The following is a 25,198-nucleotide window of genomic DNA, read 5'->3' on the forward strand; positions in this document are numbered from 1 at the left end:
TTTCTGTAAAGAAGAAGGTGTTTCAAATGAAATCAGCTTATATTCATATTCCGTTTTGTGAGCATATCTGCCACTATTGCGATTTCAATAAATATTTTATTCAGAGCCAGCCTGTCGATGAGTACTTAAACTCACTCGAAAAGGAAATGATAAATACGATAGAACGTACGGGCCGCCCTGATCTTCGCACAATTTTTATCGGGGGAGGCACGCCGACATCGCTCTCACCCGCCCAGCTTGAAAAACTGATGGATTCCATTCACCGCGTGCTGAAGCCTTCTGACGGACTCATTGAATTTGCCGCGGAAGCGAATCCGGATGACTTGTCCTCGGAAAAATTAAAAATCCTGAAAAATGCCGGTGTCAATCGGCTGAGCTTCGGTGTTCAAACTTTCGAAGACGCGCTTTTGCAGAAAATCGGCAGGGTGCATAAACAAAAGGACGTGTTCAGCTCCTTTGAACGGGCGAGGGCGCTCGGTTTTGACAACATCAGTCTCGATTTAATGTTCGGCCTGCCGGGACAGACGCTGGCTGACCTTGACAATTCTGTTAAAACGGCTTTGTCGCTGGATGCGGAGCACTATTCCGTTTACTCGCTGATCGTCGAGCCGAAAACGGTGTTTTATAATTTAATGCAAAAAGGCCGTCTGCATCTCCCGGCGCAAGAACAAGAGGCTGAGATGTATGAAACGGTCATGAGGCAGATGAGTGAAGCGGGCATCCGTCAATACGAAATCAGCAACTTTGCAAAGCCCGGGTACGAGTCGCAGCATAATCTGACCTATTGGAGCAATGAAGAGTATTTCGGTTTTGGCGCAGGGGCTCACGGATATATCAGCGGCACCCGCAACGTCAACGCCGGTCCCGTGAAACATTATATTCAGCTCATCGAAGAAAAAGGGCTGCCTTATCGGGACACGCACGAGGTGACACGTGAAGAGCAGATTGAGGAAGAAATGTTCCTCGGTCTCAGAAAAATGTCAGGTGTGCAAAAAAAAGCTTTCCTGGATAAATTCGGACGTTCAGTCGACGAACTGTTTCCTGATATTCTCAAAGATTTAACTGAAAAAGGCCTGATCTGTGACTCGGAAAAATCGGTAGCATTAACGCATGAAGGCAAATTATTAGGAAATGAGGTTTTTGGCGCTTTTTTGGGTGAGTTATAATTGACATTTTTCTTTTCGTTTGTTACTTTTGATATAGAATTAGCACTCGCTGACCTTGAGTGCTAACAGGGGTGATGATGATGTTAACAAATCGTCAGCTGTTGATCCTGCAAGTGATTATTAATGATTTTATACAATCAGCGCAGCCTGTTGGATCAAGAACTCTTTCAAAAAAAGACGAGATTACATTCAGCTCTGCAACGATCAGAAACGAGATGGCTGACTTGGAGGATTTGGGCTTTATTGAAAAAACCCATTCATCCTCAGGACGGATTCCGTCGGAAAAAGGGTACAGGTATTATGTCGATCATTTGCTGTCACCTGTCAAGCTGACAAAAACTGATCTGGATTTAATTCACTCGATATTTAAAGAAAAAATCTTCGAGCTTGAAAAAACAGTCCAAAAATCAGCGCAGATCCTGTCCGAACTGACAAACTACACATCGATTGTTCTCGGGCCGACGCTGAGCGAGAATTATCTTAAGCAGATTCAAATCGTTCCGATCCAGCCGGATAAGGCGGTCGCCATCCTCGTTACGAATACGGGGCATGTCGAGAACCGCACGATCAATTTCCCGGCTAAAGTGGATTTGGCCGATATTGAAAAACTGGTCAATATATTGAACGACCGATTAGCGGGCGTTCCGATGGACGAACTGAATGAGCGTATTTTTAAAGAGGTTGTCACATATTTAAGGCAGCATATCGCCAACTATGACAGCATTCTCGAATCGCTCCGCTCCACATTCCATCCGGCGGGCCATGTTGAGAAATTATTTTTCGGCGGAAAAATCAATATGCTGAATCAGCCGGAGTTCCATGATATTGAACGGGTCCGCTCGCTCTTATCCTTAATTGAAAAAGAGCAGGATGTCCTGAAGCTGTTTCAGTCGTCAAAAGCCGGGATTTCAATTAAAATCGGTAAAGAAAACGACTACGAAGAAATGGAAAACTGCAGCCTGATCACGGCCACCTATACGGTTGACACGAAGCAGATCGGATCAATCGCCATTATCGGGCCGACGCGCATGAATTATTCAAGAGTCGTCAGCTTGCTGCAGCATGTGACTTCGGACTTGTCAAAAGCATTCACAAGTTTGTATGATGAATAAGGGAATTTTGGCAATCATTTTCAGTCATCTTTTTACAGCATTTGAGGGAGGTGAACACAATGTCAGAAGAAAAACAAACCGCAGAACAGGTTGAAGCAGCAGAACAAGAAGAAACGACAGAACAGGCAGAACAAGCCGCTTCACAAGAACAGCATGAAGAAACGGCAGGTCAGGAAGAAGCCCTTCAGCACCAAATTGATGAATTGCAGGGTTTGCTTGATGAAAAAGAAAATAAGCTTTTGCGTGTTCAAGCAGACTTTGAAAACTATAAACGACGCAGCCGCCTTGAAATGGAAGCTGCTCAGAAATACCGTTCTCAAAACGTCGTAACGGAAATCCTTCCGGCTCTCGACAACTTTGAACGGGCCTTACAGGTAGAAGCTGAAAGCGAGCAGACAAAAAGCTTGCTGCAAGGTATGGAAATGGTCCGCCGCCAGCTGATGGACGCTCTTGAAAGAGAAGGCGTTGAAGCCATCGAAGCTGTCGGTCAGGAATTTGATCCGAACCTTCACCAAGCCGTCATGCAGGTGGAAGATGAAAACTTCGGCAGCAATATTGTTATCGAAGAACTGCAAAAAGGCTACAAACTGAAGGACCGCGTCATCCGTCCTTCAATGGTTAAAGTGAATCAATAACTACATAGCAGGAGGTAATTCAAAGTGAGTAAAGTAATCGGAATTGACTTGGGTACGACAAACTCATGTGTGGCAGTGCTTGAAGGCGGCGAGCCGACAGTTATCGCCAATGCTGAGGGTAACCGTACTACTCCGTCAGTCGTTGCATTTAAAAACGGCGAGCGCCAAGTAGGGGAAGTGGCAAAACGCCAATCTATCACAAACCCTAACACAATCATGTCTATCAAACGCCATATGGGTACTGACTATAAAGTAGAAATCGAAGGAAAAGACTACACACCTCAAGAAGTGTCAGCCATTATCCTTCAGCATCTGAAAGCATACGCTGAAAGCTATCTTGGCGAAACAGTTTCTAAAGCTGTTATCACGGTTCCTGCATACTTCAACGATGCAGAACGCCAAGCGACAAAAGATGCCGGTAAAATTGCCGGTCTTGAAGTAGAGCGTATTATCAACGAGCCGACTGCAGCAGCGCTTGCATACGGACTTGATAAAACGGACGAAGACCAAACGATTCTTGTTTACGACCTTGGCGGCGGTACGTTTGACGTATCTGTGCTTGAACTTGGCGACGGCGTGTTTGAAGTCCGTTCAACTGCCGGTGACAACCGTCTTGGCGGGGACGACTTTGACCAAGTCATCATCGACCATCTCGTAGCAGAATTCAAAAAAGAAAACGGCATTGATCTGTCAAAAGACAAAATGGCGCTTCAGCGTTTGAAAGATGCGGCTGAGAAAGCGAAAAAAGATCTTTCCGGCGTATCATCTACGCAAATTTCTTTACCGTTTATCACAGCGGGAGACGCAGGTCCTCTTCACCTTGAACTGACACTGACCCGCGCTAAATTCGAAGAGCTTTCCGCTCATCTCGTTGAGCGCACAATGGCTCCTGTCCGTCAGGCTCTTCAAGATGCGGATCTTTCTGCAAGCGAAATCGACAAAGTTATCCTTGTCGGCGGATCTACACGTATTCCTGCCGTACAGGAAGCAATCAAAAAAGAAACAGGCAAAGAAGCGCATAAAGGCGTAAACCCTGATGAAGTTGTAGCGCTTGGTGCTGCAATTCAAGGCGGCGTCATCACAGGAGACGTAAAAGACGTTGTCCTTCTTGACGTTACACCGCTGTCACTCGGTATTGAAACAATGGGCGGCGTATTCACGAAACTGATCGACCGCAATACGACCATTCCGACAAGCAAATCACAAGTGTTCTCAACTGCTGCTGATAACCAAACAGCCGTTGACATTCACGTGCTTCAAGGTGAGCGCCCGATGTCTGCCGACAACAAAACACTCGGCCGCTTCCAGCTTACTGATATCCCGCCAGCACCGCGCGGCGTGCCTCAAATCGAAGTTTCTTTCGATATTGACAAAAACGGTATCGTAAATGTAAGAGCGAAAGACTTAGGCACAGGCAAAGAACAAAACATTACAATCAAATCTTCTTCAGGTCTTTCTGATGACGAAATCGAACGCATGGTGAAAGAAGCGGAAGAAAACGCTGACGCTGATGCGAAGAAAAAAGAAGAAATCGAAGTCCGCAACGAAGCTGACCAGCTTGTGTTCCAAACGGAAAAAACATTAAAAGACCTGGAAGGCAAAGTGGATGAAGAGCAAGTGAAAAAAGCAAACGACGCGAAAGACGCGCTGAAAGCAGCTATCGAGAAGAACGAAATTGAAGAGATCAAAGCGAAAAAAGATGAGCTTCAAACAATCGTTCAAGAGCTTTCCATGAAGCTTTATGAAGAAGCGGCAAAAGCGCAGCAGGCTGAAGGCGCGGCAAACGCTGAAGGCAAAAAAGCGGACGATAACGTTGTCGATGCGGAATACGAAGAAGTAAAAGACGACGAAGCGAAAAAATAAGTTCTTTCCGCAGAACGCGGAAGAACACACAGCATATTCTGATTCAACAGACAGAAAGTCAAAGTCAGGCATCTCTTGGCTTTGACTTTTTTTCTTGCCCGGGATAAAAGGAATTGAAAAAACATAATTCAAAATGATACAATCTAATTTATGTGAGAAATTCGGGAGAGTGAAGCGAGATGAGTAAGCGTGATTACTATGAAGTGCTTGGAGTAAGTAAGAGCGCTTCAAAGGATGAAATCAAAAAAGCCTATCGGAAGCTTTCAAAAAAATATCATCCTGATATCAATAAAGAATCCGGAGCAGATGAAAAATTCAAAGAGGTAAAAGAAGCATACGAAGCGCTCTCAGATGACCAAAAACGGGCTCAATATGATCAATTCGGCCATACTGATCCTAATCAGGGCTTTGGCGGCGGTTTCGGCGGCGGAGGAGACTTCGGCGGCTTCGGTTTCGATGACATCTTCTCAAGCATCTTCGGCGGCGGCACGAGACGCCGTGATCCGAACGCGCCGCGGCAGGGCGCGGATCTGCAGTATACAATGACACTGTCATTTGAAGATGCGGCTTTCGGAAAAGAGACGATCATTGAAATTCCTCGCGAAGAGAATTGTGAAACATGCAAAGGCTCAGGCGCGAAGCCGGGGACAAAGCCGGAAACATGCTCGCACTGCGGCGGTTCAGGCCAGCTGAATGTCGAACAGAACACGCCGTTTGGCAAAGTGGTTAACCGAAGAGTCTGCCACCACTGTGAAGGAACAGGAAAAATCATCAAAAACAAGTGCTCTGACTGCGGCGGCACGGGCAAAGTGAAAAAACGGAAAAAAATCAACGTTACGATCCCTGCCGGTGTGGACGACGGACAGCAGCTCCGCGTTCCGGGTCAAGGTGAACCAGGTGTAAACGGAGGCCCTCCGGGAGATCTGTTTGTCGTATTCCATGTGCGCGCCCACGAGTTCTTTGAGCGTGACGGAGATGATATTTACTGTGAAATGCCGTTAACGTTTGCTCAAGCGGCACTCGGAGACGAAGTTGAAGTGCCGACGCTTCACGGAAAAGTGAAATTAAAAATCCCTGCCGGCACACAAACCGGCACAAAATTCAGATTAAGAGGCAAAGGCGTGCAGAATGTCCGCGGCTACGGACAAGGCGACCAGCACATTGTCGTCCGCGTCGTTACGCCGACGAATCTGACAGATAAACAAAAAGACATCATCCGCGAGTTCGCTGAAGTCAGCGGCAACCTGCCGGATGAACAAGAAATGAGTTTCTTTGACAAAGTAAAACGCGCATTTAAAGGCGAGTAATGATTGGATAGGAGTTGGTAGTTTTGAAATGGTCCGAAATCAGCATTCACACAACACATGAAGCGGTTGAACCCATCTCAAATATTTTGCATGAAGCTGGTGCGAGCGGGGTTGTCATCGAAGATCCGCTTGATTTAATGAAAGAGCGTGAGAATGTTTACGGGGAAATCTACCAGCTCGACCCCAATGATTACCCCGATGAGGGTGTCATTGTCAAAGCGTATCTGCCGATCAACAGTTTCCTCGGCGAAACGGTCGACGGCATTAAAGAGACGATTAATAATCTGCTTTTGTACGACATTGATTTAGGCAGAAACACAATCACCATTTCTGAAGTTAATGAAGAGGAATGGGCGACAGCTTGGAAAAAGTATTATCATCCGGTAAAAATTTCTGAAAAATTTACGATCGTACCCACATGGGAAACGTACACACCCGTGAATACCGATGAACTGATTATCGAAATGGATCCGGGCATGGCATTCGGTACGGGAACGCATCCGACAACCGTTCTGTGCATTCAGGCGCTTGAGCGTATCGTTCAAAAAGGCGACCGTGTCATTGATGTCGGCACCGGTTCAGGAATTTTGAGCATTGCAGCCGCCATGCTTGAGGCTGAATCGGTTCATGCGTATGATCTTGACCCGGTCGCTGTCGAAAGCGCGCGTCTGAATGTGAAATTGAACAAAGTAAGCGATACGGCCGAAGTGAAACAGAACAATTTGTTAGACGGCATCACAGGCGAACACGATGTCATTGTCGCGAATATTTTGGCGGAAGTGATTCTCCGCTTTACATCGCAGGCGTACGACCTGCTAAAAGACGGAGGCCATTTTATTACTTCAGGCATTATCGGCCAGAAAAAACAGGAAGTAAAAGAAGCGTTGGAAAAAGCCGGTTTTATCATTACAGAAATTCTGTCTATGGAAGATTGGGTCAGCATCATCGCGAAAAAATAACAGTTAGTAGGTGTCACAGCGTATGCAACGATATTTTATCGAGCTCACGAAGCAGGAGATGGAAGAAACCCCTGATTTTCAAATTGCGGGAGAAGACGTCCACCACATTGCAAACGTCATGAGAATGAGTGCAGGAGACCGGATAATCTGCTGTTCGAAAGACGGCCATGAAGCGTTATGCCTGCTCAAAGAGGTTTCTAAAGATCATATATCATGCAGCGTCGCTGAATGGACGGGTGAAAACCGTGAGCTGCCGTTAAAAATCAGAATCGCCAGCGGCCTTCCGAAAGGCGATAAGCTTGAATGGATTATTCAAAAAGGGACCGAGCTCGGGGCAAGTATGTTCATCCCCTTTCAAGGCGCCAGATCCGTCGTTAAGCTTGACGACAAAAAGGCAAAGAAGAAGCGGGAAAGATGGGCGAAAATCGCGAAGGAGGCGGCGGAGCAATCGTACCGCAATGAAATTCCCGAAGTGAAAACCGTTCATACGTTCCGGCAGCTGCTTGAAATGGCGGAGAATGTCGATAAATGTGTCGTTGCATACGAGGAGTCATCAAAACAGGGAGAAACGGGCGCTTTCGCTGCGGAGCTCAAAAGCCTTCCGAAAGGTTCGTCTCTTCTCATCGTATTCGGCCCTGAAGGCGGTCTGACTGAGTCTGAAGTTCAGCAGCTTTCAGAAAAAGGCGCCGTCTTATGCGGCCTCGGACCAAGAATTTTACGGACTGAAACTGCGCCGCTTTACGCGTTAAGCGCAGTTTCCTATCATACAGAGTTATTAAGAGGTGATCAGTAATGGCAACTGTTGCTTTTCATACCCTTGGCTGCAAGGTCAATCATTATGAAACAGAAGCAATCTGGCAGCTGTTTAAAGATGCGGGTTATGAACGAAAAGAATTCGAGCAGACAGCAGATGTATATGTCATTAATACATGTACGGTAACAAACACGGGAGATAAAAAAAGCCGTCAAGTCATCAGACGGGCGATCCGCCAAAATCCTGAAGGCGTCATCTGCGTAACAGGGTGCTATGCGCAAACATCTCCGGCAGAAATTATGGCCATCCCGGGCGTTGACATCGTCGTCGGCACGCAGGATCGAGAAAAAATGCTCGGTTACATTGAGCAGTACAGAGAAGAGCGCCAGCCGATCAACGGCGTCGGCAACATTATGAAAGCACGCGTGTTTGAAGAGCTGGATGTTCCCGCTTTTACTGACCGGACAAGAGCGTCATTGAAAATCCAAGAAGGCTGCAACAACTTCTGTACGTTCTGCATCATCCCTTGGGCGCGCGGCCTGCTTCGTTCCCGCGATCCTGAAGAAGTCATTAAACAGGCGCAGCAGCTGGTGGATGCCGGTTATAAAGAAATCGTTCTGACGGGGATTCATACGGGCGGCTACGGCGAAGATATGAAAGATTATAATTTCGCCAAGCTTCTCCGTGAATTGGATACACGTGTAGAGGGACTGAAAAGGATCAGAATTTCATCTATTGAAGCAAGCCAAATCACTGATGAAGTGATTGAAGTGCTGGATGCGTCTGATAAAATTGTCCGCCACCTTCACATCCCGATTCAGTCAGGATCAAACACCGTTCTGAAACGGATGAGACGCAAATATACGATGGAATTTTTCGCGGACCGGTTAAATAAGCTGAAAGAAGCGCTGCCGGGTCTTGCTGTCACTTCTGATGTTATCGTCGGTTTCCCGGGTGAAACGGAAGAAGAATTTATGGAAACATACCGGTTCATTAAAGAACATAAATTTTCTGAGCTTCATGTGTTCCCTTACAGCAAACGCACCGGAACGCCTGCGGCCAGAATGGAAGACCAGGTTGACGAGAATGTGAAAAATGAACGGGTGCACAAGCTGATTGCTCTTTCTGACCAGCTTGCCAAAGAATACGCCTCCGATTATGAAGGAGAGGTTCTGGAAATCATTCCGGAAGAGACGTTTAAAGAGTCTGATGAAGACGGCATGTTCGTCGGCTATACAGACAATTACATGAAAGTCGTCTTCAAAGGCACGGAAGATTTAATCGGCAAACTTGTCAAAGTCAAAATTCAAAAAGCGGGCTATCCGTACAATGAAGGACAATTCGTCCGCGTTGTTGAAGAAGAAATGACTCAGAACATGCGCATGTCTTCGTAACAGATAAAAAACCGATGCTTTCACGCATCGGTTTTTTACGGTTTCGGAGGGATCAGCCTGTCAATCAGCCGATAAAATAAATGCGTGAACGGCAGAAACAATAACGCGGTGACAACATTAAACAAAAGACTGAAATGCGCGATCATTTGCGCGGGATCGTCAGACAGCCGCTCTGTAAAATCTGCTGCTGCGGACAGGAAGGGAAAGACAAGAAGTACGCCGAGAATATTAAAGACAACGTGAGCGCCGGCGGTCTGTCTCGCGGCATAACCCCCTGAAACAGCAGCCATGACGGCCGTGACGCATGTCCCGATATTAGATCCGAGAACGACGCTGACCGCCTGTTCAATGCCGACCATCCCTTCGTTCATAAAACTCATTAATATGCCGATGCAGACGGAGCTTGAATGAATGATGGCCGTCAATATCATGCCGATCAAAAGAGCGGACCAGCTTGAATCATTTACATGGCGCAAAACCTCCGCCCCCGCCTTCATTTCTGTCAGCGGAACGGCAAGACGGCTGAAGCACGTGATGCAAAAAAAGATGATGCCGAGACCGAGAAAGCTTACGCCGATCTGCCTGAACGGATATTTCCGGATAAGAATAAACACAAGGCCGCCGATCAAAAGCACCCAGATGAGCACATCCATCTTTATGGCCAAAAACTCCGTCGTAAATGTGGAGCCGACATTCGTGCCGAGAATCATCGGAATGGTCCGTTTAAAAGGTAAAGCGCCTGCACTGACAAAGCCGATCACAATAACCATAAAAGCTGAGCTGCTCTGAAGAAAACCCGTGAATACAATGCTGATGAGAAAAGCTTTCAAAGGGTGGTCGGTAAACAAGAGGAGGCTCTTCTCAATTTTTGAATACGTTAAAGCGATCAGCCCCTGTCTGAGCAGGCTCATTCCGAGTAAAAAAAACAGGATAAGTGCGGTAAAGAGAATCAGTATCAGCAAACGAAACACCCCTTTCCATCATTATATAGACAAGCCGCGTTATTCATGACGGAAAAGTGAACTCACTTAGTTGACCTGACTCATGGCTTATATTATAATGTCAAAGTACATGTTTATATGTGTATCTTTTTAAAGGTAGTCGATTGGTGTATTCGGAGGGAGGGAAAGAGAATGTCAAAAACGGTCGTTAGAAAAAACGAATCGCTTGAAGATGCTCTTCGTCGCTTCAAACGCAGTGTATCAAAGACAGGTACTTTGCAAGAAGCAAGAAAGCGCGAATTTTATGAAAAACCTAGCGTAAAGCGCAAGAAAAAGTCAGAAGCTGCTAGAAAACGCAAATTCTAAAAGAGGGTGGATTTATGAGTCTTCTTGAGCGACTTAACCAAGATATGAAGCTGTATATGAAAAGCCGTGAGAAAGACAAACTGACTGTCGTTCGAATGGTGAAAGCTTCACTTCAAAACGAAGCAATTAAGCTTAAGAAAGACAGTTTGACCGAGGATGAGGAACTTACTGTCCTATCTCGTGAACTTAAGCAACGTAAAGACTCCCTCCATGAATTTTCAAACGCTAATCGTTTAGATTTAGTAGATAAAGTTCAAAAAGAGCTGGACATTTTAGAAGTTTATTTACCGAAGCAGCTTTCTGAAGAAGAGCTGCAGACAATCGTAAATGAAACCATCGCTGAAGTCGGTGCGAGCTCGAAAGCGGACATGGGCAAAGTGATGAGTGCTATTATGCCTAAAGTAAAAGGTAAAGCTGACGGCAGCGTGATTAACAGGCTTGTCAGCAGTCAATTATCTTAATTGACGAAGAAAAAGACATCTTTCCTCGAGAGATGTCTTTTTTTATACATAAAAAAATGAAACTAAAGTACATTTGTTACGTATATAAAGAAGAATGAAACGGGAAGGAGGGTATATCTGCCTTGTTCCGAAAAAAACCCGGAATTGCTGTTGCTCTATTGGGCTTATTTGTATTATCTTTATTAGGAGTTCAATTGAACGCAAAAGCTGATCGTCCATCGGTTTATGTCATCCCGGTTGAGAAAAATGTCGAACAGGGACTTGCCGCTTTTTTATCGCGTTCTTTCAAAGAAGCGAAGGAATCCGGCGTGTCACACATTATTCTGGACATCAATACACCGGGAGGCGCCGTTCAATCAGCTTTGGATATTGCAGATGTCATCGGCGACGCGGATGTGCCTGTTACCGCTTACGTGAATAAACGGGCGCTTTCTGCCGGGGCATATATAGCGCTTCAGGCAGATGACATTTATATGGCGCCGGGCGGAAAAATGGGTGCAGCAGCCATCATCGACGGCAAAGGAAACGCGGCAGACAAAAAGGCCCAATCACTGTGGCATGCAGAAATGGAGGACGCAGCGGCTAAAAACAACCGAAACCCGAAATACGCCCTGGCCATGGCAGACCCCGCCATCAATGCAAAAGAAGCGGGCGCTCCAAAGGGAAAACTGCTGACACTGACAGCTGAAAAAGCGAAGGAAGTCGGATATTCGGAGGGAACGGTTTCAAACCTCGATGCTTTATATACAAAGCTCGGTTTTGACAAAGCCGATGTTCACCATGCAAAAGAGGGTTTTGTCGGAAAATTGGGAAGATGGCTGACAAACCCGTTTGTTGTCCCCGTCTTATTAACGCTCGCTTTGCTTGGTTTGACCATTGAATTGTTCTCGCCGGGCCTCGGCATACCGGGCGCCGTCGGACTGACGGCCATGCTGCTGTTTTTCACCGGGCATATCGCTGCCGGATTCGCCGGTTATGACAGTGTATTCTTGTTTTGCGCGGGCTTGGTTTTTATCCTTTTAGAGATATTTCTGCCCGGAGGCATAATTGGTCTTATCGGTGTTGCAGGCGTCATCGCGAGCCTCTTTCTCGCTGCGGGCAGCTTTACTGTAATGGCGGTTTCTCTCTTGATCGCCTTTAGTGTGTCTATTGCTGCCTTTATCATATTAACAAGGGTGTTGGGGAAACGAATGAAATTCTTTAAGAAATTGATATTAACTGATTCAACAAGCACGGAGAACGGTTATGTTTCAAATCAGAACCGGACGGAGCTGTTGGGGAAAATCGGTGTTACCGCTACAGCCCTCAGACCGTCAGGCACCGTTATTATTGATGATGAACGCCTTGATGTCGTTTCAGAAGGATCATTCACTGAAAAAGACAGACAGGTGAAAGTGGTGAAAGCGGAAGGCTCACGCATTGTCGTGAGAGAAATATAGATGATAATCTTGAGGAGGAATTAGATGGAACTGTCAAGTTTGGCGATTTTAGCAATAGTTGCAGCTGCCATAATTGTGTTAGCCATATTCTTCACCTTTGTACCGGTGATGCTATGGATTTCGGCACTTGCAGCAGGAGTCAGAATCAGCATTTTCACTTTGGTCGGGATGAGGCTGCGCCGCGTCATTCCAAGCCGCGTTGTCAACCCGTTAATTAAGGCGCACAAAGCCGGCCTATCCGCAACAACAAATCAGCTCGAAAGCCATTACCTGGCCGGAGGTAATGTCGACAGGGTGGTCAATGCCCTGATTGCGGCACAGCGCGCCAATATTGAGCTGACATTTGAACGCTGCGCAGCCATTGACCTGGCCGGGCGTGATGTATTGGAAGCCGTACAGATGAGTGTCAATCCGAAGGTCATTGAAACACCGTTTATCGCAGGTGTCGCCATGGACGGAATTGAAGTGAAAGCAAAAGCCAGAATCACGGTAAGAGCCAATATCGAGCGCCTTGTCGGAGGAGCGGGAGAAGAGACGGTTGTCGCCCGTGTCGGAGAAGGGATTGTCTCAACAATCGGTTCTTCACATAATCATAAAAAAGTGCTTGAAAACCCTGATATGATTTCGCAGACCGTACTTGGCAAAGGGCTGGATTCAGGCACCGCATTTGAAATTCTCTCGATTGACATCGCCGACGTGGATATCGGCAAAAACATCGGAGCGATTCTGCAGACAGACCAGGCGGAAGCAGACAAAAACATTGCACAGGCCAAAGCCGAAGAACGCCGCGCTATGGCCGTCGCCCAAGAGCAGGAAATGCGTGCGCGCGTAGAAGAAATGCGGGCGAAAGTCGTGGAAGCTGAAGCGGAAGTGCCGCTTGCGATGGCTGAAGCCTTACGTGAAGGAAACATCGGTGTCATGGATTATATGAACATAAAAAATATCGACGCTGACACAGACATGAGGGATTCTATCGGCAAGCTGACGAATGACCAGCAAGATGAAGACCAACAATAACCTCTCTATTAAGGAGGGAGCCGCTATATGCACGAGATTCTGACAAATCCGCTCGTCATTGCCGCCGTCATCGGCATTATATCGGCAATATTCGGCAAGAAAAACAAAGATGAAAAACGCCCGCCGAATAGACGTCCCGCAGATCAGAAAAAAAAGCAGGATCACACACAGCCGCCGCAAGAGCATAAGCCGGTAGCGGAAGAAATGCCTGCCGTTTCCAAAGAGAACCCTTTTGAGCAAAAAAGAAGGGAAGCTGAAAAGCGCCTTGCAGAGACAGAGAAGATGTTCAATGGGCTTGATCATAAGCTGACATCTCAACGCGCACGAAATGCGTCTCTGAAGAAATCAGCCCTCAAGATTAAGAAAGAAACTGCAGTGCAGGGCATCATATTCAGTGAGATTTTAGGTCCGCCCCGTGCCAAAAAACCGCACCGGACCATGCGGAGCATCGGTAAAAATTAAAGTGTTAGAACCCCTTTTCAAATCATACATATGAGATGAAAGGGGGTTCTTTTTTTATGGGGCAAAGAAAGAATCGTGTAAAGGCGTGGCTGACTAGAGCATTGGAAATTCCCCCGGACGTTATGATGGATCTGCCTCGCATTACGATGGTCGGCAGACTTCATATCTACATAGAGAATCACAGAGGCCTCTTGCTGTTCAGCGAAGAAGAAGTCAGGCTGATGCTCAAGCAGGGGCAATGTATCATATCAGGAAAAAACTTGGTCATTAAGGCAATCCTTCCTGAGGAAATCCTTTTGGAGGGCACGATAGATCACGTAAGATATGTCGATTCATAAAGCCGGGGGGAAATAATGTGAAAAACAAATGGCTGTCATTTTTTTCGGGTAAAGTCCAAATGGAAGTCAAAGGAAAAGGGATTGAACGGCTGCTTAATGAATGCACGAGAAACGGAATCGCCATCTTTGCGGTGAAAAAAAAGCAAGACTGTGTTCTGCTGATGATTCAGCTTCAAGATGTACATGCTTTCAGAAGAGTCATCAGAAAACATGAATGCAAAGCAAGCTTTACGAAAAGAAAGGGCCTGCCCTTTCTGCTTCTCAAATCAAAATTAAACCTGGGCTTTACTGCGGGATTTGTGATATTTTTCATTATATTGTTTCTTTTGTCCAACATGATTTGGGACATTGATATTAAAGGGGCCAAGCCTGAAACCGAGCATCAGATGATGAAGCACCTGGAAGAAATCGGTGTGAAAAAAGGCCGTTTGCAATTTCTGATGATGACGCCGGAGAAAATTCAAAAATCATTAACAAACGGCATCGATAATATTACGTGGGTCGGTGTGGAATTGAACGGGACAGCCCTTCATATGAAAGTGGTTGAAAAAAATGAACCGACAAAAGAAAAGTACGTGAGCCCCCGTCATATCGTTGCCAAAAAGAAGGCGGTCATCAAAAGGATGTTCGTGCAAAAGGGGCAGCCGATGGCTTTTGTGAACGATCATGTTGACAAAGGACAGCTCCTCGTCTCAGGACTGATCGGAAATGAAGACCGAAAAGTTGCCTCAAAAGCGGAAATTTACGGAGAAACATGGTACAAGTCAGAAGTAACCGTGCCTCTTGAAACATCATTTACGCTATATACGGGTAAAGTAAGGACGAAGCACAAGCTGTCTTTCGGATCATGGGGCGTGCCTTTTTGGGGCTTCGGGTTTAATGAGGAGCCGCTGAAACATCCGAAAACAGAGGAAGAAAAGCATCCGTTTCAATTTCTGGGGCTGAAGCTTCCGGTATCTTACGTCAAAGAACAGACAAGAGAAAGTGAAACCTCCGTGCGGTCTTATACGAAGGACGAAGCGGTTCAGGCCGGCATCAAAATGGGCAGACAAGATGTAGAGAAGCGATTAAGCGGCAGCGGAGAGGTGGAAAGTGAAAAAGTTTTGCACCAATCCGTTGAGAATGGTAAAGTAAAGTTGATTATTCTCTACCAAGTTATAGAAGATATCGTGCAAACCACACCTATTGTTCAGGGAGACTAAAGAATGGCAGAACATTTACTTGCGATTAATCACAAACTGAAAAGCCCGGATGAAGCACTTTCTTTGTTCGGCAGCCAAGATGCCTTTTTACATTTAATGGAGAAGGATCTGGGCGTAAGCATCATCACACGCGGTGAAACCATTTACGTTTCCGGCAATGATGAGTCTTTTGAGATTGCTGACAGATTATTGGGCTCGCTCCTTACTTTAATCCGCAAGGGGATCGAGATTTCGGAACGTGATGTGCTGTATGCCGTGAAAATGGCAAAGAAAGATGAACTGGACTATTTTGAAAGCATGTATGAAGAGGAAATAACGAAAACGGCAAAAGGCAAGCCGATCCGCGTCAAAACCATCGGCCAGAGAGAATATGTTGCGGCGATGAAGAAAAACGACATGGTGTTCGGCATCGGGCCGGCGGGAACCGGCAAAACATATTTGGCGGTCGTAAAAGCGGTGCATGCTTTAAAAAACGGCCACATTAAAAAAATCATTTTAACAAGACCCGCTGTGGAAGCCGGCGAAAGCCTCGGTTTTCTGCCCGGAGACTTAAAGGAAAAAGTAGATCCTTATCTGCGCCCGCTGTATGACGCGCTCCACGATGTGCTCGGAAGCGACCATACGGAGCGTCTGATGGAAAGAGGGGTTATCGAAATCGCCCCGCTTGCCTATATGAGAGGGCGGACGCTTGACGACGCATATGTGATTCTTGATGAAGCCCAGAATACCACTCCCGCTCAAATGAAAATGTTTTTGACGAGATTGGGTTTTGGCTCTAAAATGATCATTACGGGCGACGTAAGCCAAATTGACCTGCCGAAAGGCGTCACATCGGGACTTGCAGTAGCGAGGGATATGCTGAATGACATAAACGGCATTTCCGTGATTGAACTTGACCAGACAGATGTGGTCAGACATCCGCTTGTTGCAAAGATTATTGAAGCTTATGATAAGCAAAAGTAATGCAAAAATGACCCGATCTCCCGTTATCGGGTCATTTTTATATGATGTGTTCCTGATGTTTCAGGGAGGAGGTTCTTGTTTTGAAAAAGAAGGGAAAGGGTAAAAGCGCCCGGGAACGGTTCCGCACTTTCAGACATGCCCGCTCAGCCCATGTGCTGCTGTATCTGCTGCTTTCAGCGATCATGTTTGGTTTGCTCTTTATTCATGTAAAACCTGAATCACTTAATTTGGATTTGTTCTCAGTCAGTGATAAGACGATTTACGCGCCCGCCACAGTGGAAGACCAGCAGGCGACGGAAGCGAAGAAACAGGCGGCCGAAGATGCAGTAGAAGATCAATACACTCTGAAAAAAGGCTATACCGACAACCGGCTTGACCTGATCACTTCCATATTTGACAGCATCGGCGAAGTGAAAACAGATGCGGATAAAGACAAAAAGTCACCTTCGGAAAAATCGCTGGTCAAATCGGTGAAAAGCAAGCTGACACAGGATGTCAATGAATCCATCTCGGAAGATGCCATTAAATCGCTTCTCCATGCGAACAATGAAGATTTTTCATTTGTGAGGGATTCTGTCATAACCGCGGTGAACACGGTGATGAGCAGTGAAATTCCTTCTGAAAAGCTTGCAGAAGCGAAGGATAAGGTCGCCAAAGAGCTGAAAAGCGCCTCCGTGCCGTCAAAATATTTAGCGGCTGCGACTGAAATCGGAAAATATGCGGTAATCCCGAATTACGTATTTGATCCGAAAGCGACCGATGAAAAACGTCAGGAAGCGTCAGACAGCGTTCAGCCGGTGCAGATCAAACAAGGACAGGTTCTCGTGGAAGAGAATGACCTGATCGACCGGGAAGTATACAGAAAGCTCGAACTGACGGGGCTTTTGAATAATTCCAACCTATTAAAGCCGATCAGCGGTCTTCTTCTGATGATCGGGCTGTTTATTGCCACGCTTGTCTACTATTTCGAGAAACAGCAGCAGGAGCTTAAGCTGAAAAATAAATCCCTATTGCTGTTTTCTATCATTACAACGCTTATTCTCGTCATAATGGAAGTCGTCAGTCTCTTTCAGAAGATTGAATACACCAACATCGGGTATCTGGTTCCGATCGCCGCCGGCGCGATTTTGATCAGGCTGCTGCTCAATGAAAGGCTTGCCATTTTAGGAAGCATCATTCTGGCGATCTGCGGCAGTATGATGTTTAATCAGGGTGTGACGGGAACATTTAATTACGTCATCGGCATTTACTATTTAATCAGCAGCATTTCAGGCATTCTGTTTTTGGGGAAACATAACGCGAGATCTAAAATATTGCAGGCGGGATTGTTCGTCTCATTTATTAATATGATTATCGTGCTGTCGCTTTTATTAATCCAAAACACGGCGCTGTCGCCTGTTGAAATCGGAACGCTGATGCTGATGGGGGTCGTCTCGGGACTGGCTTCATCCGTTTTGATTATCGGTCTGATGCCGTTTTTTGAGACGGGATTCGGCATTCTTTCTACGATGAGGCTGATTGAACTGTCTAATCCTAACCATCCCCTGCTTCGGAAGATTTTAACGGAAACACCCGGTACATATCATCACAGCGTCATGGTGGCGAATTTGTCGGAAGCGGCCTGTGAAGCTGTAGGGGCAAACGGTCTTTTGGCAAGGGTCGGTGCGTATTATCACGATCTCGGCAAAACGAAACGCCCGCAATATTTTATTGAAAATCAGATGAATATGGATAATCCGCATGACAAGCTGTCTCCTCAGCTCAGCAAAAATATTATCATCGCGCATACGACAGACGGTGCGAATATGCTCAGAAGCTATAAGTTTCCGAAAGAGCTTGTGGATATCGCAGAGCAGCATCACGGAACGTCTCTTTTGAAATTCTTTTATTATAAAGCGAAGGAAAAGGGCGACCAGATTACAGAGCAAGAGTTCAGATACCCCGGACCGAAGCCGCAATCAAAAGAAGCGGCAATCATTTCAGTGGCCGACAGCGTCGAAGCTGCTGTCCGTTCCATGCATAATCCCAATCCCGAACGGATTGAAAAACTGGTGCGGGGAATTATATCCGACAAGCTTCAGGACGGGCAGTTCTCAGAATGTGATCTCACGTTCCGAGAGCTGGATACGATCGCCAAAACACTATGTGCGACTTTAAAAGGAATTTTCCACTCCCGGATTGAATATCCGGAGGCTACGAAGAAGGTGAAATAAATGGGTTTACTCATAGATATTGTTGATGAAACAAACAGCGTCTCAGCCGATGCGCTTCAAGAAGTGGAGAAGCTGCTCCAATTCGCGGCGGAAAAAGAAGGCGTTCAGGATCAGGCTGAAGTATCGGTCACGATTGTGACAAATGAAGAAATCAGAGAAATCAACAGAGACTACCGGGGAAAAGACACTCCGACTGACGTCATTTCGTTTGCGCTTGAAGAAGAAGGCGAAGACGAGGTTGAAATCGTGGGCGCCGACATGCCGCCTGTTTTAGGAGATATTATCATCAGTGCCGACAGAACGAAGGAGCAGGCTGAAGAGTACGGCCATTCGTTTATGAGAGAGCTTGGCTTTCTGGCCGTCCACGGCTTTTTGCATCTGCTGGGCTATGATCACATGACAAAAGAAGAAGAGGAAGAAATGTTTTCAAAGCAAAAGGATTTGCTGGATGAGTATGGACTCACGAGATCATAAAAACGAGTGGAGCAGATTCCTGAAAAGCTTTGTCCATGCATGGAGGGGAATCTGGAAAACGGCGCGGTCAGAGCGGAATTTTCAATTTCACATTATCGCAGCCTGCGCCGTTATCCTTTGCGGTTTTCTCACCGGGCTCAGTACGGCCGAATGGGCCGTTATTTTGATCCTGATTGGTGGAATGCTTGCTCTTGAGCTTGTAAACACGGCGATAGAGCATGTTGTTGATTTAGTTACCGATCAGTATCATCCGCTCGCAAAAGCGGCAAAGGATGCGGCCGCCGGAGCCGTTTGCGTCTTTGCCGTGATTTCGTGTATTATTGGTTTACTCATCTTCTTGCCGAAGATATGTTAGCAGAAGATTCTTACAATTATTTTACATTGCCAAAAATGGGCGTGAAAAACCAATCATAATTATGTAAAATAAAAGTGACAGCGGTATCATTCAGGATTAAGGTAAGAGAGGAAAAGTACACATGAACAGACAAGAATTGATTCAAGAAGCATTAACAGCACGGGATACAGCGTATGTGCCGTATTCAAACTTCAGAGTGGGAGCCGCTCTTCTTACCAAAGACGGAAAAGTGTACAGAGGCTGCAACATTGAGAATGCGGCATACAGCATGTGCAACTGTGCTGAACGCACGGCGATATTCAAAGCTGTTTCCGAGGGGGATACGGAATTTGCGATGCTCGCCGTGGCTGCGGACACTCCGGGACCGGTTTCACCGTGCGGAGCCTGCAGACAAGTAATTTCCGAGCTGTGCTCAAAGGATATGCTTGTTATTCTGACCAACTTACAAGGACAAATAAAAGAAATGACTGCGGAAGAATTATTGCCGGGCGCATTTTCATCGGAGGATTTACATGACGAACGAAAGCTTTAAATCAGGATTTGTATCAATCATCGGAAGACCGAATGTTGGAAAGTCGACCTTTTTAAACAGGGTCATCGGTCAAAAGATCGCCATCATGAGCGACAAACCCCAGACAACGAGAAATAAAGTCCAAGGGGTGCTGACAACAGGCACATCGCAGACCATTTTTATTGATACACCGGGCATTCACAAACCGAAGCACAAGCTTGGCGATTTTATGATGAAAGTGGCGCAGAACACGCTGAAAGAAGTTGACTTGGTGTTATTTATGATTAACGCCGAGGAAGGATACGGAAAGGGCGACGAGTTTATCATTGAAAAGCTTGGACAGACGTCCACGCCGGTCTTTTTGATCGTAAACAAAATTGATAAGATCCACCCTGATCAGCTCCTTCTTTTAATTGATGAGTACCGTTCGCGCTATCCGTTTAAGGAAATTGTGCCGATCTCCGCTTTGGAAGGAAACAACGTCGAGACCCTGCTCACGCAGATTGAAGCGTATTTACCGGAAGGGCCTCAGTTCTATCCGAGCGATCAGGTGACTGACCATCCTGAGCGGTTTATTATTTCTGAACTGATCAGGGAAAAGGTGCTCCATCTTACAAGGGAAGAAGTGCCGCACAGCATCGCTGTCGCTATCGAGTCCATTAAAGGGCAGGAGAACGGCTCCGTCCATGTCGCCGCCACCATCGTGGTCGAGCGGGATTCTCAAAAAGGAATCGTCATCGGGAAAAAAGGAGCTCTTCTGAAAGAAGTCGGCAAAAGAGCGCGGGCTGATATTGAAGCGCTGCTGGGCTCACGTGTTTACCTGGAACTTTGGGTGAAGGTGCAGAAGGACTGGCGGAATAAAATGTCTCAGCTGCGTGATTTCGGCTTCAAAGAGGATGAATATTAAGTCATCTGAGGCGCATGCCTGATGTGTGGGATTACCTCACAGAAACAGGGATTCGTTAGCAAAATTTGTTTAACATGAAAAGGAGGACATCAGGTCAAGATAAGGGTAAGAATTTGGATTGGCAAGCTAGTTTAATGATGAAAGGTGGGTTTTTTGTGTTGAATTTTACCTGGAACGTATTTTCTCAAACAGGAAGTGTTGATACGTACCTTCTTTTTAAAGAACTGGAAAAAGAGAACCTGGAAAGACCCGAAGAACCGGAAGATGAGCTAGCCCGTATTGATTTTCCAATTTTGTAAACCTCTTGGCCCCTCCCGTTGTTGGAAGGTGCGGAAATGCTGACAAAATGTGAAGGAATCGTGCTTCGTACGAATGACTACGGAGAGACGAATAAAATCGTGACATTGCTGACGAGGGAACACGGCAAAATCGGCGTCATGGCAAGGGGTGCCAGGAAGTCAGCCAGCCGGCTGTCAGCAGTCAGCCAGCCTTTTTTGTACGGGTCATTTTTAATGCAAAGAACATCCGGACTCGGCACGCTCCAGCAGGGTGAAATGATTCTCAGCATGAGAACGATCAGAGAAGACTTGTTTTTGACGGCATATGCCGCTTTTATCGCTGAACTCACTGACAAAGGAACGGAAGAGAAGAAACCGAACCCCTATTTATTCGAATTGATTCTCGAATCCTTTAAGAGGCTGAATGAGGGGACTGACCCGGACGTGATCACCTTCATCGTTCAGATGAAAATGCTTGGCGTCATGGGGCTGTATCCGGAGCTGAATCATTGTGTCCACTGTAAAAGCCGGGACGGAACGTTTCATTTTTCCATAAGAGATAACGGTTTTATCTGCCACCGCTGCTTTGAAAAGGATCCGTACAAAGTTCCGATTTCGCCGCAAACGGCAAGGCTGCTAAGGCTTTTTTATTACTTTGATATCGGAAGGCTCGGCAGCGTCTCGTTAAAGCACGAAACCAAAAATGAAATAAAACGGGTCATTGATCTGTATTACGAGGAATATTCAGGGCTTTATTTAAAGTCAAAGCGGTTTTTAGATCAGATGGAAAGCATGAAGAACCTTTTGGATGAAAACAAAAGTTGACATTCTGCCCATCTTTTTATATGATGATTTATTATAAAATATGTTGCAGTGACAGAAAGAAGTACTTGCGTCCAACTCATATAAGCGACCTTAGGAGAGTGTAAGCTAGGGATGAGCGCGCAACGAAAGGCATTCTTGAGCAACTCTTTAAAAAGAGGCTGAGCGATTCACATCCTCAGCAACTAGGGTGGAACCGCGGGAGAACTCTCGTCCCTATGTTTGCGGCTGGCAAGCATAGAGACGGGAGTTTTTTGATTGCCGCCGCACTTGTAAAAGAATGGAGAAAGTGGAGGTGCTTGAAATGAACATTCAAGATATGATTTTAACCTTGCAGAAGCACTGGTCTAATGAAGGCTGTGTGCTCATGCAGTCGTATGATGTGGAGAAAGGCGCAGGCACAATGAGCCCGTATACATTTTTACGAAGCATCGGACCCGAGCCGTGGAAAGTGGCTTACGTTGAGCCTTCCAGACGGCCTGCGGACGGACGGTACGGAGAAAACCCGAACAGGCTTTATCAGCATCACCAATTCCAAGTCATTATCAAGCCGTCGCCTGATAACATCCAGGAGCTTTACCTAGATTCATTGCGCGCTCTCGGTATTGATCCGCTCGAGCATGATATTCGTTTCGTAGAAGACAACTGGGAAAACCCGTCTTTAGGCTGTGCGGGCCTTGGCTGGGAAGTATGGCTTGACGGTATGGAAATCACCCAGTTTACGTACTTCCAGCAGGTGGGCGGAATTGAATGTAAACCGGTGTCTGTTGAGATTACGTACGGCATTGAGCGTCTTGCGTCTTATATTCAGGATAAAGAAAACGTCTTTGATCTTGAATGGACATCAGGATTCACAGTGAAAGATTTGTTTATGATGGCTGAATATGAACATTCCGTTTATACATTTGAAACATCAGATGTGGATATGCTTTTCCATTTGTTCAGCACTTACGAAAAAGAAGCGATCAGACAAATGGATAACGGCCTTGTGCATCCGGCCTATGATTATGTGCTGAAATGCTCTCACACATTTAACCTGCTTGACGCAAAAGGCGCAATCTCAGTGACAGAGCGGACGGGTTATATCGGACGGGTCCGCAACTTAGCGAGAAAAGTAGCAAAAACGTATTATGAAGAACGGGAAAAATTAGGGTTCCCAATGCTTAAAGAGGAGGGCTCTTCCCATGAGTAAACAAGATTTGCTTTTAGAGATCGGACTCGAGGAAATGCCGGCGCGTTTTTTACATGACAGCATGGTGCAGCTCGGTGACAAACTGACCGGCTGGCTGGCTGAAAAAAATATTGCCCACGGTGAAGTGAAACTTTTTAATACACCGAGACGTCTGGCAGTATATATAAAAGACGTAGCAGAAAAACAGGCTGATATTCAGGAAGAAGCAAAAGGACCGGCGAAAAAAATCGCTCTGGATGCTGACGGAAACTGGACAAAAGCCGCTATCGGTTTTTCCAAAGGCCAAGGCGCCGGAGTGGATGACCTGTATATTAAAGATGTAAATGGCGCGGAATATGTTTTCGTCCAAAAATTCCAGGCGGGACAAGAGACGAAAACACTTTTACCGCAGCTGGAAAACTTGATTACCGGAATGCATTTCCCGAAAAACATGCGCTGGGGCACACAGGATCTGCGTTATATCCGTCCGATCAAATGGATTGCCGCTCTCTTCGGAAAAGACGTCATTCCGTTTGACATCACGAACGTAGAGACGGGCCGGAACACACAGGGACATCGTTTTCTCGGCCAAGAAGTATCTGTTGATGCACCGTCATCATACGAAGAGCTGCTGAAAGAACAGCACGTCATTGCCGACCCGAAAGTGCGCAAACAAATGATTCAGGGGCAGCTGGACGCGCTTGCAAACGAAAAGAAATGGAATATTCCGATAGATGAAGATCTGCTGAACGAAGTCAATCATCTGGTGGAATATCCGACAGCGCTTTACGGCTCTTTTGAACCCGAGTTTCTTTCTTTACCTGAAGAAGTGCTTGTGACAACCATGAAAGAGCATCAGCGCTACTTCCCGGTAAAAGATGAAAACGGGAATCTGCTGCCTCATTTTATTACGGTAAGAAACGGGAACAGCCATGCCCTTGAAAATGTTGCCCGCGGAAACGAGAAAGTGCTGAGAGCAAGACTTTCAGATGCTGCGTTCTTCTACAAGGAAGACCAAAAGCTGAACATTGATGAAAATGTGAAGAAACTAGAAAATATTGTTTTCCATGAAGAGCTCGGTTCCCTCGGGGATAAAGTAAGAAGAGTGGTCACCATTGCGGGTAAACTAGCCGTCCGCCTAAAGGCTGATGAACAGACGCAAAAACGTGTGAAGCGCGCCGCAGAGATTTCTAAATTTGACCTTGTTACACATATGATTTATGAGTTCCCTGAGCTTCAAGGCGTCATGGGAGAAAAATATGCGCGCATGCTCGGTGAAGATGAAGCCGTCGCTGCCGCGGTAAATGAGCACTACATGCCGAGAGCGGCCGGGGGAGAGGTGCCTTCAACCTTTACCGGTGCGGTCGTGGCATTAGCCGATAAACTGGACACGATTGCTTCCTTCTTCAGCATTGACGTGATCCCGACAGGTTCTCAGGATCCGTACGGATTGCGCCGTCAGGCAAGCGGCATCGTTTCCATTCTGATCGACCGCAACTGGGGCATCTCTTTTAAAGAACTGCTGTCATTGACAGAAACGGAAAAAGAAAATGAGCTTCTTGATTTCTTTACACAGCGTCTGAAATACGTCTTAAACGCTGAAGACATCCGACATGACGTGATTGAAGCCGTTCTGGACAGCACGGAGCTTGAACCTTATGCAGCTGTTTCTAAAGCAAAAGTGCTTGAGAAACACCTCGGCACACCTGGATTTAAAGAAACGGCTGAATCACTGGGACGGGTCATCTCCATCAGTAAAAAAGGCGAGAGCCGTGATATCAAGCCGGATCTGTTTGAAAATGAACAGGAGAAAAAGCTGTTTGACGCTTATCAAAAAACAAAAGACAGCGTCGCGGAAAGCTTTGCCTCTAAAAACTATGAACAGGCGCTGGCCGCGCTCAGCGGATTAAAGGAGCCGATCGAAGATTACTTTAATCACACGATGGTCAATGCGGACAATGAAGCATTAAAAACCAACCGTTTAGCGCAAATGACTGCACTTGCAGATGTGATCAAGTCTTTTGCTAATATGAATCATCTTATTGTAAAATAAAGAAAAAGACGGTTGCTGTGTGATCGGCAATCGTC

General features: G+C 46.3%; 25 protein-coding genes and 1 pseudogene. 25 read left to right on the plus strand and 1 reads right to left on the minus strand.

Features of this window, described 5'->3' with window-relative positions; genetic code table 11:
• Positions 1 to 26 precede the first annotated feature (26 nt).
• The 8 genes from hemW (at position 27) to mtaB (ending at position 9,190) form a co-directional block, all read left to right on the plus strand.
• Entirely contained in the window at positions 27 to 1,166 is a 1,140-nt protein-coding gene (hemW, locus tag ACH32G_RS11940) for a radical SAM family heme chaperone HemW (RefSeq protein WP_448814391.1), read from the plus strand.
• 80 nt (positions 1,167 to 1,246) lie between these two features.
• Positions 1,247 to 2,278 (plus strand): heat-inducible transcriptional repressor HrcA, encoded by a 1,032-nt coding sequence (gene hrcA, locus ACH32G_RS11945; RefSeq protein ID WP_448814392.1) that lies wholly within the window; start codon positions 1,247 to 1,249, stop codon positions 2,276 to 2,278.
• Positions 2,279 to 2,337: 59 nt separating this feature from the next.
• The gene (gene grpE, locus ACH32G_RS11950; protein WP_016938904.1) at positions 2,338 to 2,913 is read left to right on the plus strand and encodes a nucleotide exchange factor GrpE; all 576 of its coding nucleotides are present in this window, start codon (positions 2,338 to 2,340) and stop codon (positions 2,911 to 2,913) included.
• A gap of 24 nt (positions 2,914 to 2,937) precedes the next feature.
• A complete protein-coding gene (gene dnaK, locus ACH32G_RS11955) occupies positions 2,938 to 4,776 on the plus strand; it encodes a molecular chaperone DnaK (protein ID WP_016938905.1) in 1,839 nt (612 codons plus the stop codon).
• 179 nt (positions 4,777 to 4,955) lie between these two features.
• On the plus strand, positions 4,956 to 6,083 hold the full coding sequence (dnaJ, locus tag ACH32G_RS11960; RefSeq protein WP_016938906.1) for a molecular chaperone DnaJ: 1,128 nt from the start codon (positions 4,956 to 4,958) through the stop codon (positions 6,081 to 6,083).
• A gap of 23 nt (positions 6,084 to 6,106) precedes the next feature.
• The gene (gene prmA / locus ACH32G_RS11965) at positions 6,107 to 7,042 is read left to right on the plus strand and encodes a 50S ribosomal protein L11 methyltransferase (protein WP_064777742.1); all 936 of its coding nucleotides are present in this window, start codon (positions 6,107 to 6,109) and stop codon (positions 7,040 to 7,042) included.
• Between the two features lie 22 nt (positions 7,043 to 7,064).
• Positions 7,065 to 7,835, plus strand: coding sequence for a 16S rRNA (uracil(1498)-N(3))-methyltransferase (locus tag ACH32G_RS11970; protein WP_099744672.1), 771 nt, complete (start codon positions 7,065 to 7,067; stop codon positions 7,833 to 7,835).
• Positions 7,835 to 9,190: a tRNA (N(6)-L-threonylcarbamoyladenosine(37)-C(2))-methylthiotransferase MtaB gene (gene mtaB / locus ACH32G_RS11975; RefSeq protein ID WP_047475600.1), complete on the plus strand. Its 1,356-nt coding sequence runs from the start codon at positions 7,835 to 7,837 to the stop codon at positions 9,188 to 9,190. Before ACH32G_RS11970 ends, mtaB begins: the two co-directional genes overlap by 1 nt.
• Before the next feature lie 35 nt (positions 9,191 to 9,225).
• On the opposite strand, the gene ACH32G_RS11980 is transcribed toward mtaB, so the two are convergent.
• A complete protein-coding gene (locus tag ACH32G_RS11980; protein WP_448814393.1) occupies positions 9,226 to 10,152 on the minus strand; it encodes a Na/Pi symporter in 927 nt (308 codons plus the stop codon).
• Positions 10,153 to 10,323: 171 nt separating this feature from the next.
• Between ACH32G_RS11980 and rpsU the strand changes: the two genes are divergently transcribed.
• From rpsU to glyS, 17 genes and pseudogenes are all read left to right on the plus strand, one after another.
• Positions 10,324 to 10,497 carry a 30S ribosomal protein S21 gene (gene rpsU, locus ACH32G_RS11985; RefSeq protein ID WP_003152957.1) on the plus strand — a complete coding sequence of 58 codons (174 nt, stop codon included), beginning with the start codon at positions 10,324 to 10,326 and terminating at the stop codon, positions 10,495 to 10,497.
• Positions 10,498 to 10,511: 14 nt separating this feature from the next.
• Positions 10,512 to 10,958, plus strand: coding sequence for a GatB/YqeY domain-containing protein (locus tag ACH32G_RS11990; protein ID WP_007408278.1), 447 nt, complete (start codon positions 10,512 to 10,514; stop codon positions 10,956 to 10,958).
• Between the two features lie 122 nt (positions 10,959 to 11,080).
• Positions 11,081 to 12,397, plus strand: a complete 1,317-nt coding sequence (locus tag ACH32G_RS11995) for an NfeD family protein (RefSeq protein ID WP_448814394.1) — start codon at positions 11,081 to 11,083, stop codon at positions 12,395 to 12,397.
• 24 nt (positions 12,398 to 12,421) lie between these two features.
• Positions 12,422 to 13,414, plus strand: coding sequence for a flotillin-like protein FloA (floA, locus tag ACH32G_RS12000; RefSeq protein WP_016938912.1), 993 nt, complete (start codon positions 12,422 to 12,424; stop codon positions 13,412 to 13,414).
• A gap of 27 nt (positions 13,415 to 13,441) precedes the next feature.
• Positions 13,442 to 13,876 (plus strand): hypothetical protein, encoded by a 435-nt coding sequence (locus tag ACH32G_RS12005; protein WP_016938913.1) that lies wholly within the window; start codon positions 13,442 to 13,444, stop codon positions 13,874 to 13,876.
• Between the two features lie 56 nt (positions 13,877 to 13,932).
• A complete protein-coding gene (gene yqfC / locus ACH32G_RS12010) occupies positions 13,933 to 14,214 on the plus strand; it encodes a sporulation protein YqfC (protein WP_003152966.1) in 282 nt (93 codons plus the stop codon).
• 17 nt (positions 14,215 to 14,231) lie between these two features.
• Positions 14,232 to 15,456: pseudogene (gene yqfD / locus ACH32G_RS12015) on the plus strand (sporulation protein YqfD).
• Entirely contained in the window at positions 15,420 to 16,379 is a 960-nt protein-coding gene (locus ACH32G_RS12020) for a PhoH family protein (protein ID WP_045926742.1), read from the plus strand. Before yqfD ends, ACH32G_RS12020 begins: the two are co-directional and overlap by 37 nt.
• A gap of 80 nt (positions 16,380 to 16,459) precedes the next feature.
• Positions 16,460 to 18,592 (plus strand): HD family phosphohydrolase, encoded by a 2,133-nt coding sequence (locus ACH32G_RS12025; RefSeq protein ID WP_045926741.1) that lies wholly within the window; start codon positions 16,460 to 16,462, stop codon positions 18,590 to 18,592.
• Complete coding sequence (ybeY, locus tag ACH32G_RS12030) at positions 18,593 to 19,066, plus strand: rRNA maturation RNase YbeY (RefSeq protein ID WP_003152973.1); 474 nt, start codon at positions 18,593 to 18,595, stop codon at positions 19,064 to 19,066. It begins immediately after the preceding gene.
• Entirely contained in the window at positions 19,047 to 19,421 is a 375-nt protein-coding gene (locus tag ACH32G_RS12035) for a diacylglycerol kinase family protein (protein WP_016938917.1), read from the plus strand. Before ybeY ends, ACH32G_RS12035 begins: the two co-directional genes overlap by 20 nt.
• Positions 19,422 to 19,542: 121 nt before the next feature.
• Complete coding sequence (locus tag ACH32G_RS12040) at positions 19,543 to 19,953, plus strand: cytidine deaminase (protein WP_016938918.1); 411 nt, start codon at positions 19,543 to 19,545, stop codon at positions 19,951 to 19,953.
• Positions 19,934 to 20,839, plus strand: coding sequence for a GTPase Era (era, locus tag ACH32G_RS12045; RefSeq protein WP_016938919.1), 906 nt, complete (start codon positions 19,934 to 19,936; stop codon positions 20,837 to 20,839). The genes ACH32G_RS12040 and era overlap by 20 nt, the downstream gene beginning before the upstream one ends.
• 155 nt (positions 20,840 to 20,994) lie before the next feature.
• A complete protein-coding gene (locus ACH32G_RS12050) occupies positions 20,995 to 21,138 on the plus strand; it encodes a YqzL family protein (protein WP_007408286.1) in 144 nt (47 codons plus the stop codon).
• Positions 21,139 to 21,174: 36 nt separating this feature from the next.
• Positions 21,175 to 21,942, plus strand: coding sequence for a DNA repair protein RecO (gene recO, locus ACH32G_RS12055; RefSeq protein WP_016938920.1), 768 nt, complete (start codon positions 21,175 to 21,177; stop codon positions 21,940 to 21,942).
• Positions 21,943 to 22,243: 301 nt separating this feature from the next.
• On the plus strand, positions 22,244 to 23,131 hold the full coding sequence (glyQ, locus tag ACH32G_RS12060; protein ID WP_016938921.1) for a glycine--tRNA ligase subunit alpha: 888 nt from the start codon (positions 22,244 to 22,246) through the stop codon (positions 23,129 to 23,131).
• Complete coding sequence (glyS, locus tag ACH32G_RS12065) at positions 23,124 to 25,163, plus strand: glycine--tRNA ligase subunit beta (protein WP_448814395.1); 2,040 nt, start codon at positions 23,124 to 23,126, stop codon at positions 25,161 to 25,163. The genes glyQ and glyS overlap by 8 nt, the downstream gene beginning before the upstream one ends.
• Positions 25,164 to 25,198 lie beyond the last annotated feature (35 nt).

It is taken from the genome of Bacillus sp. CIS52, assembly GCF_053545315.1.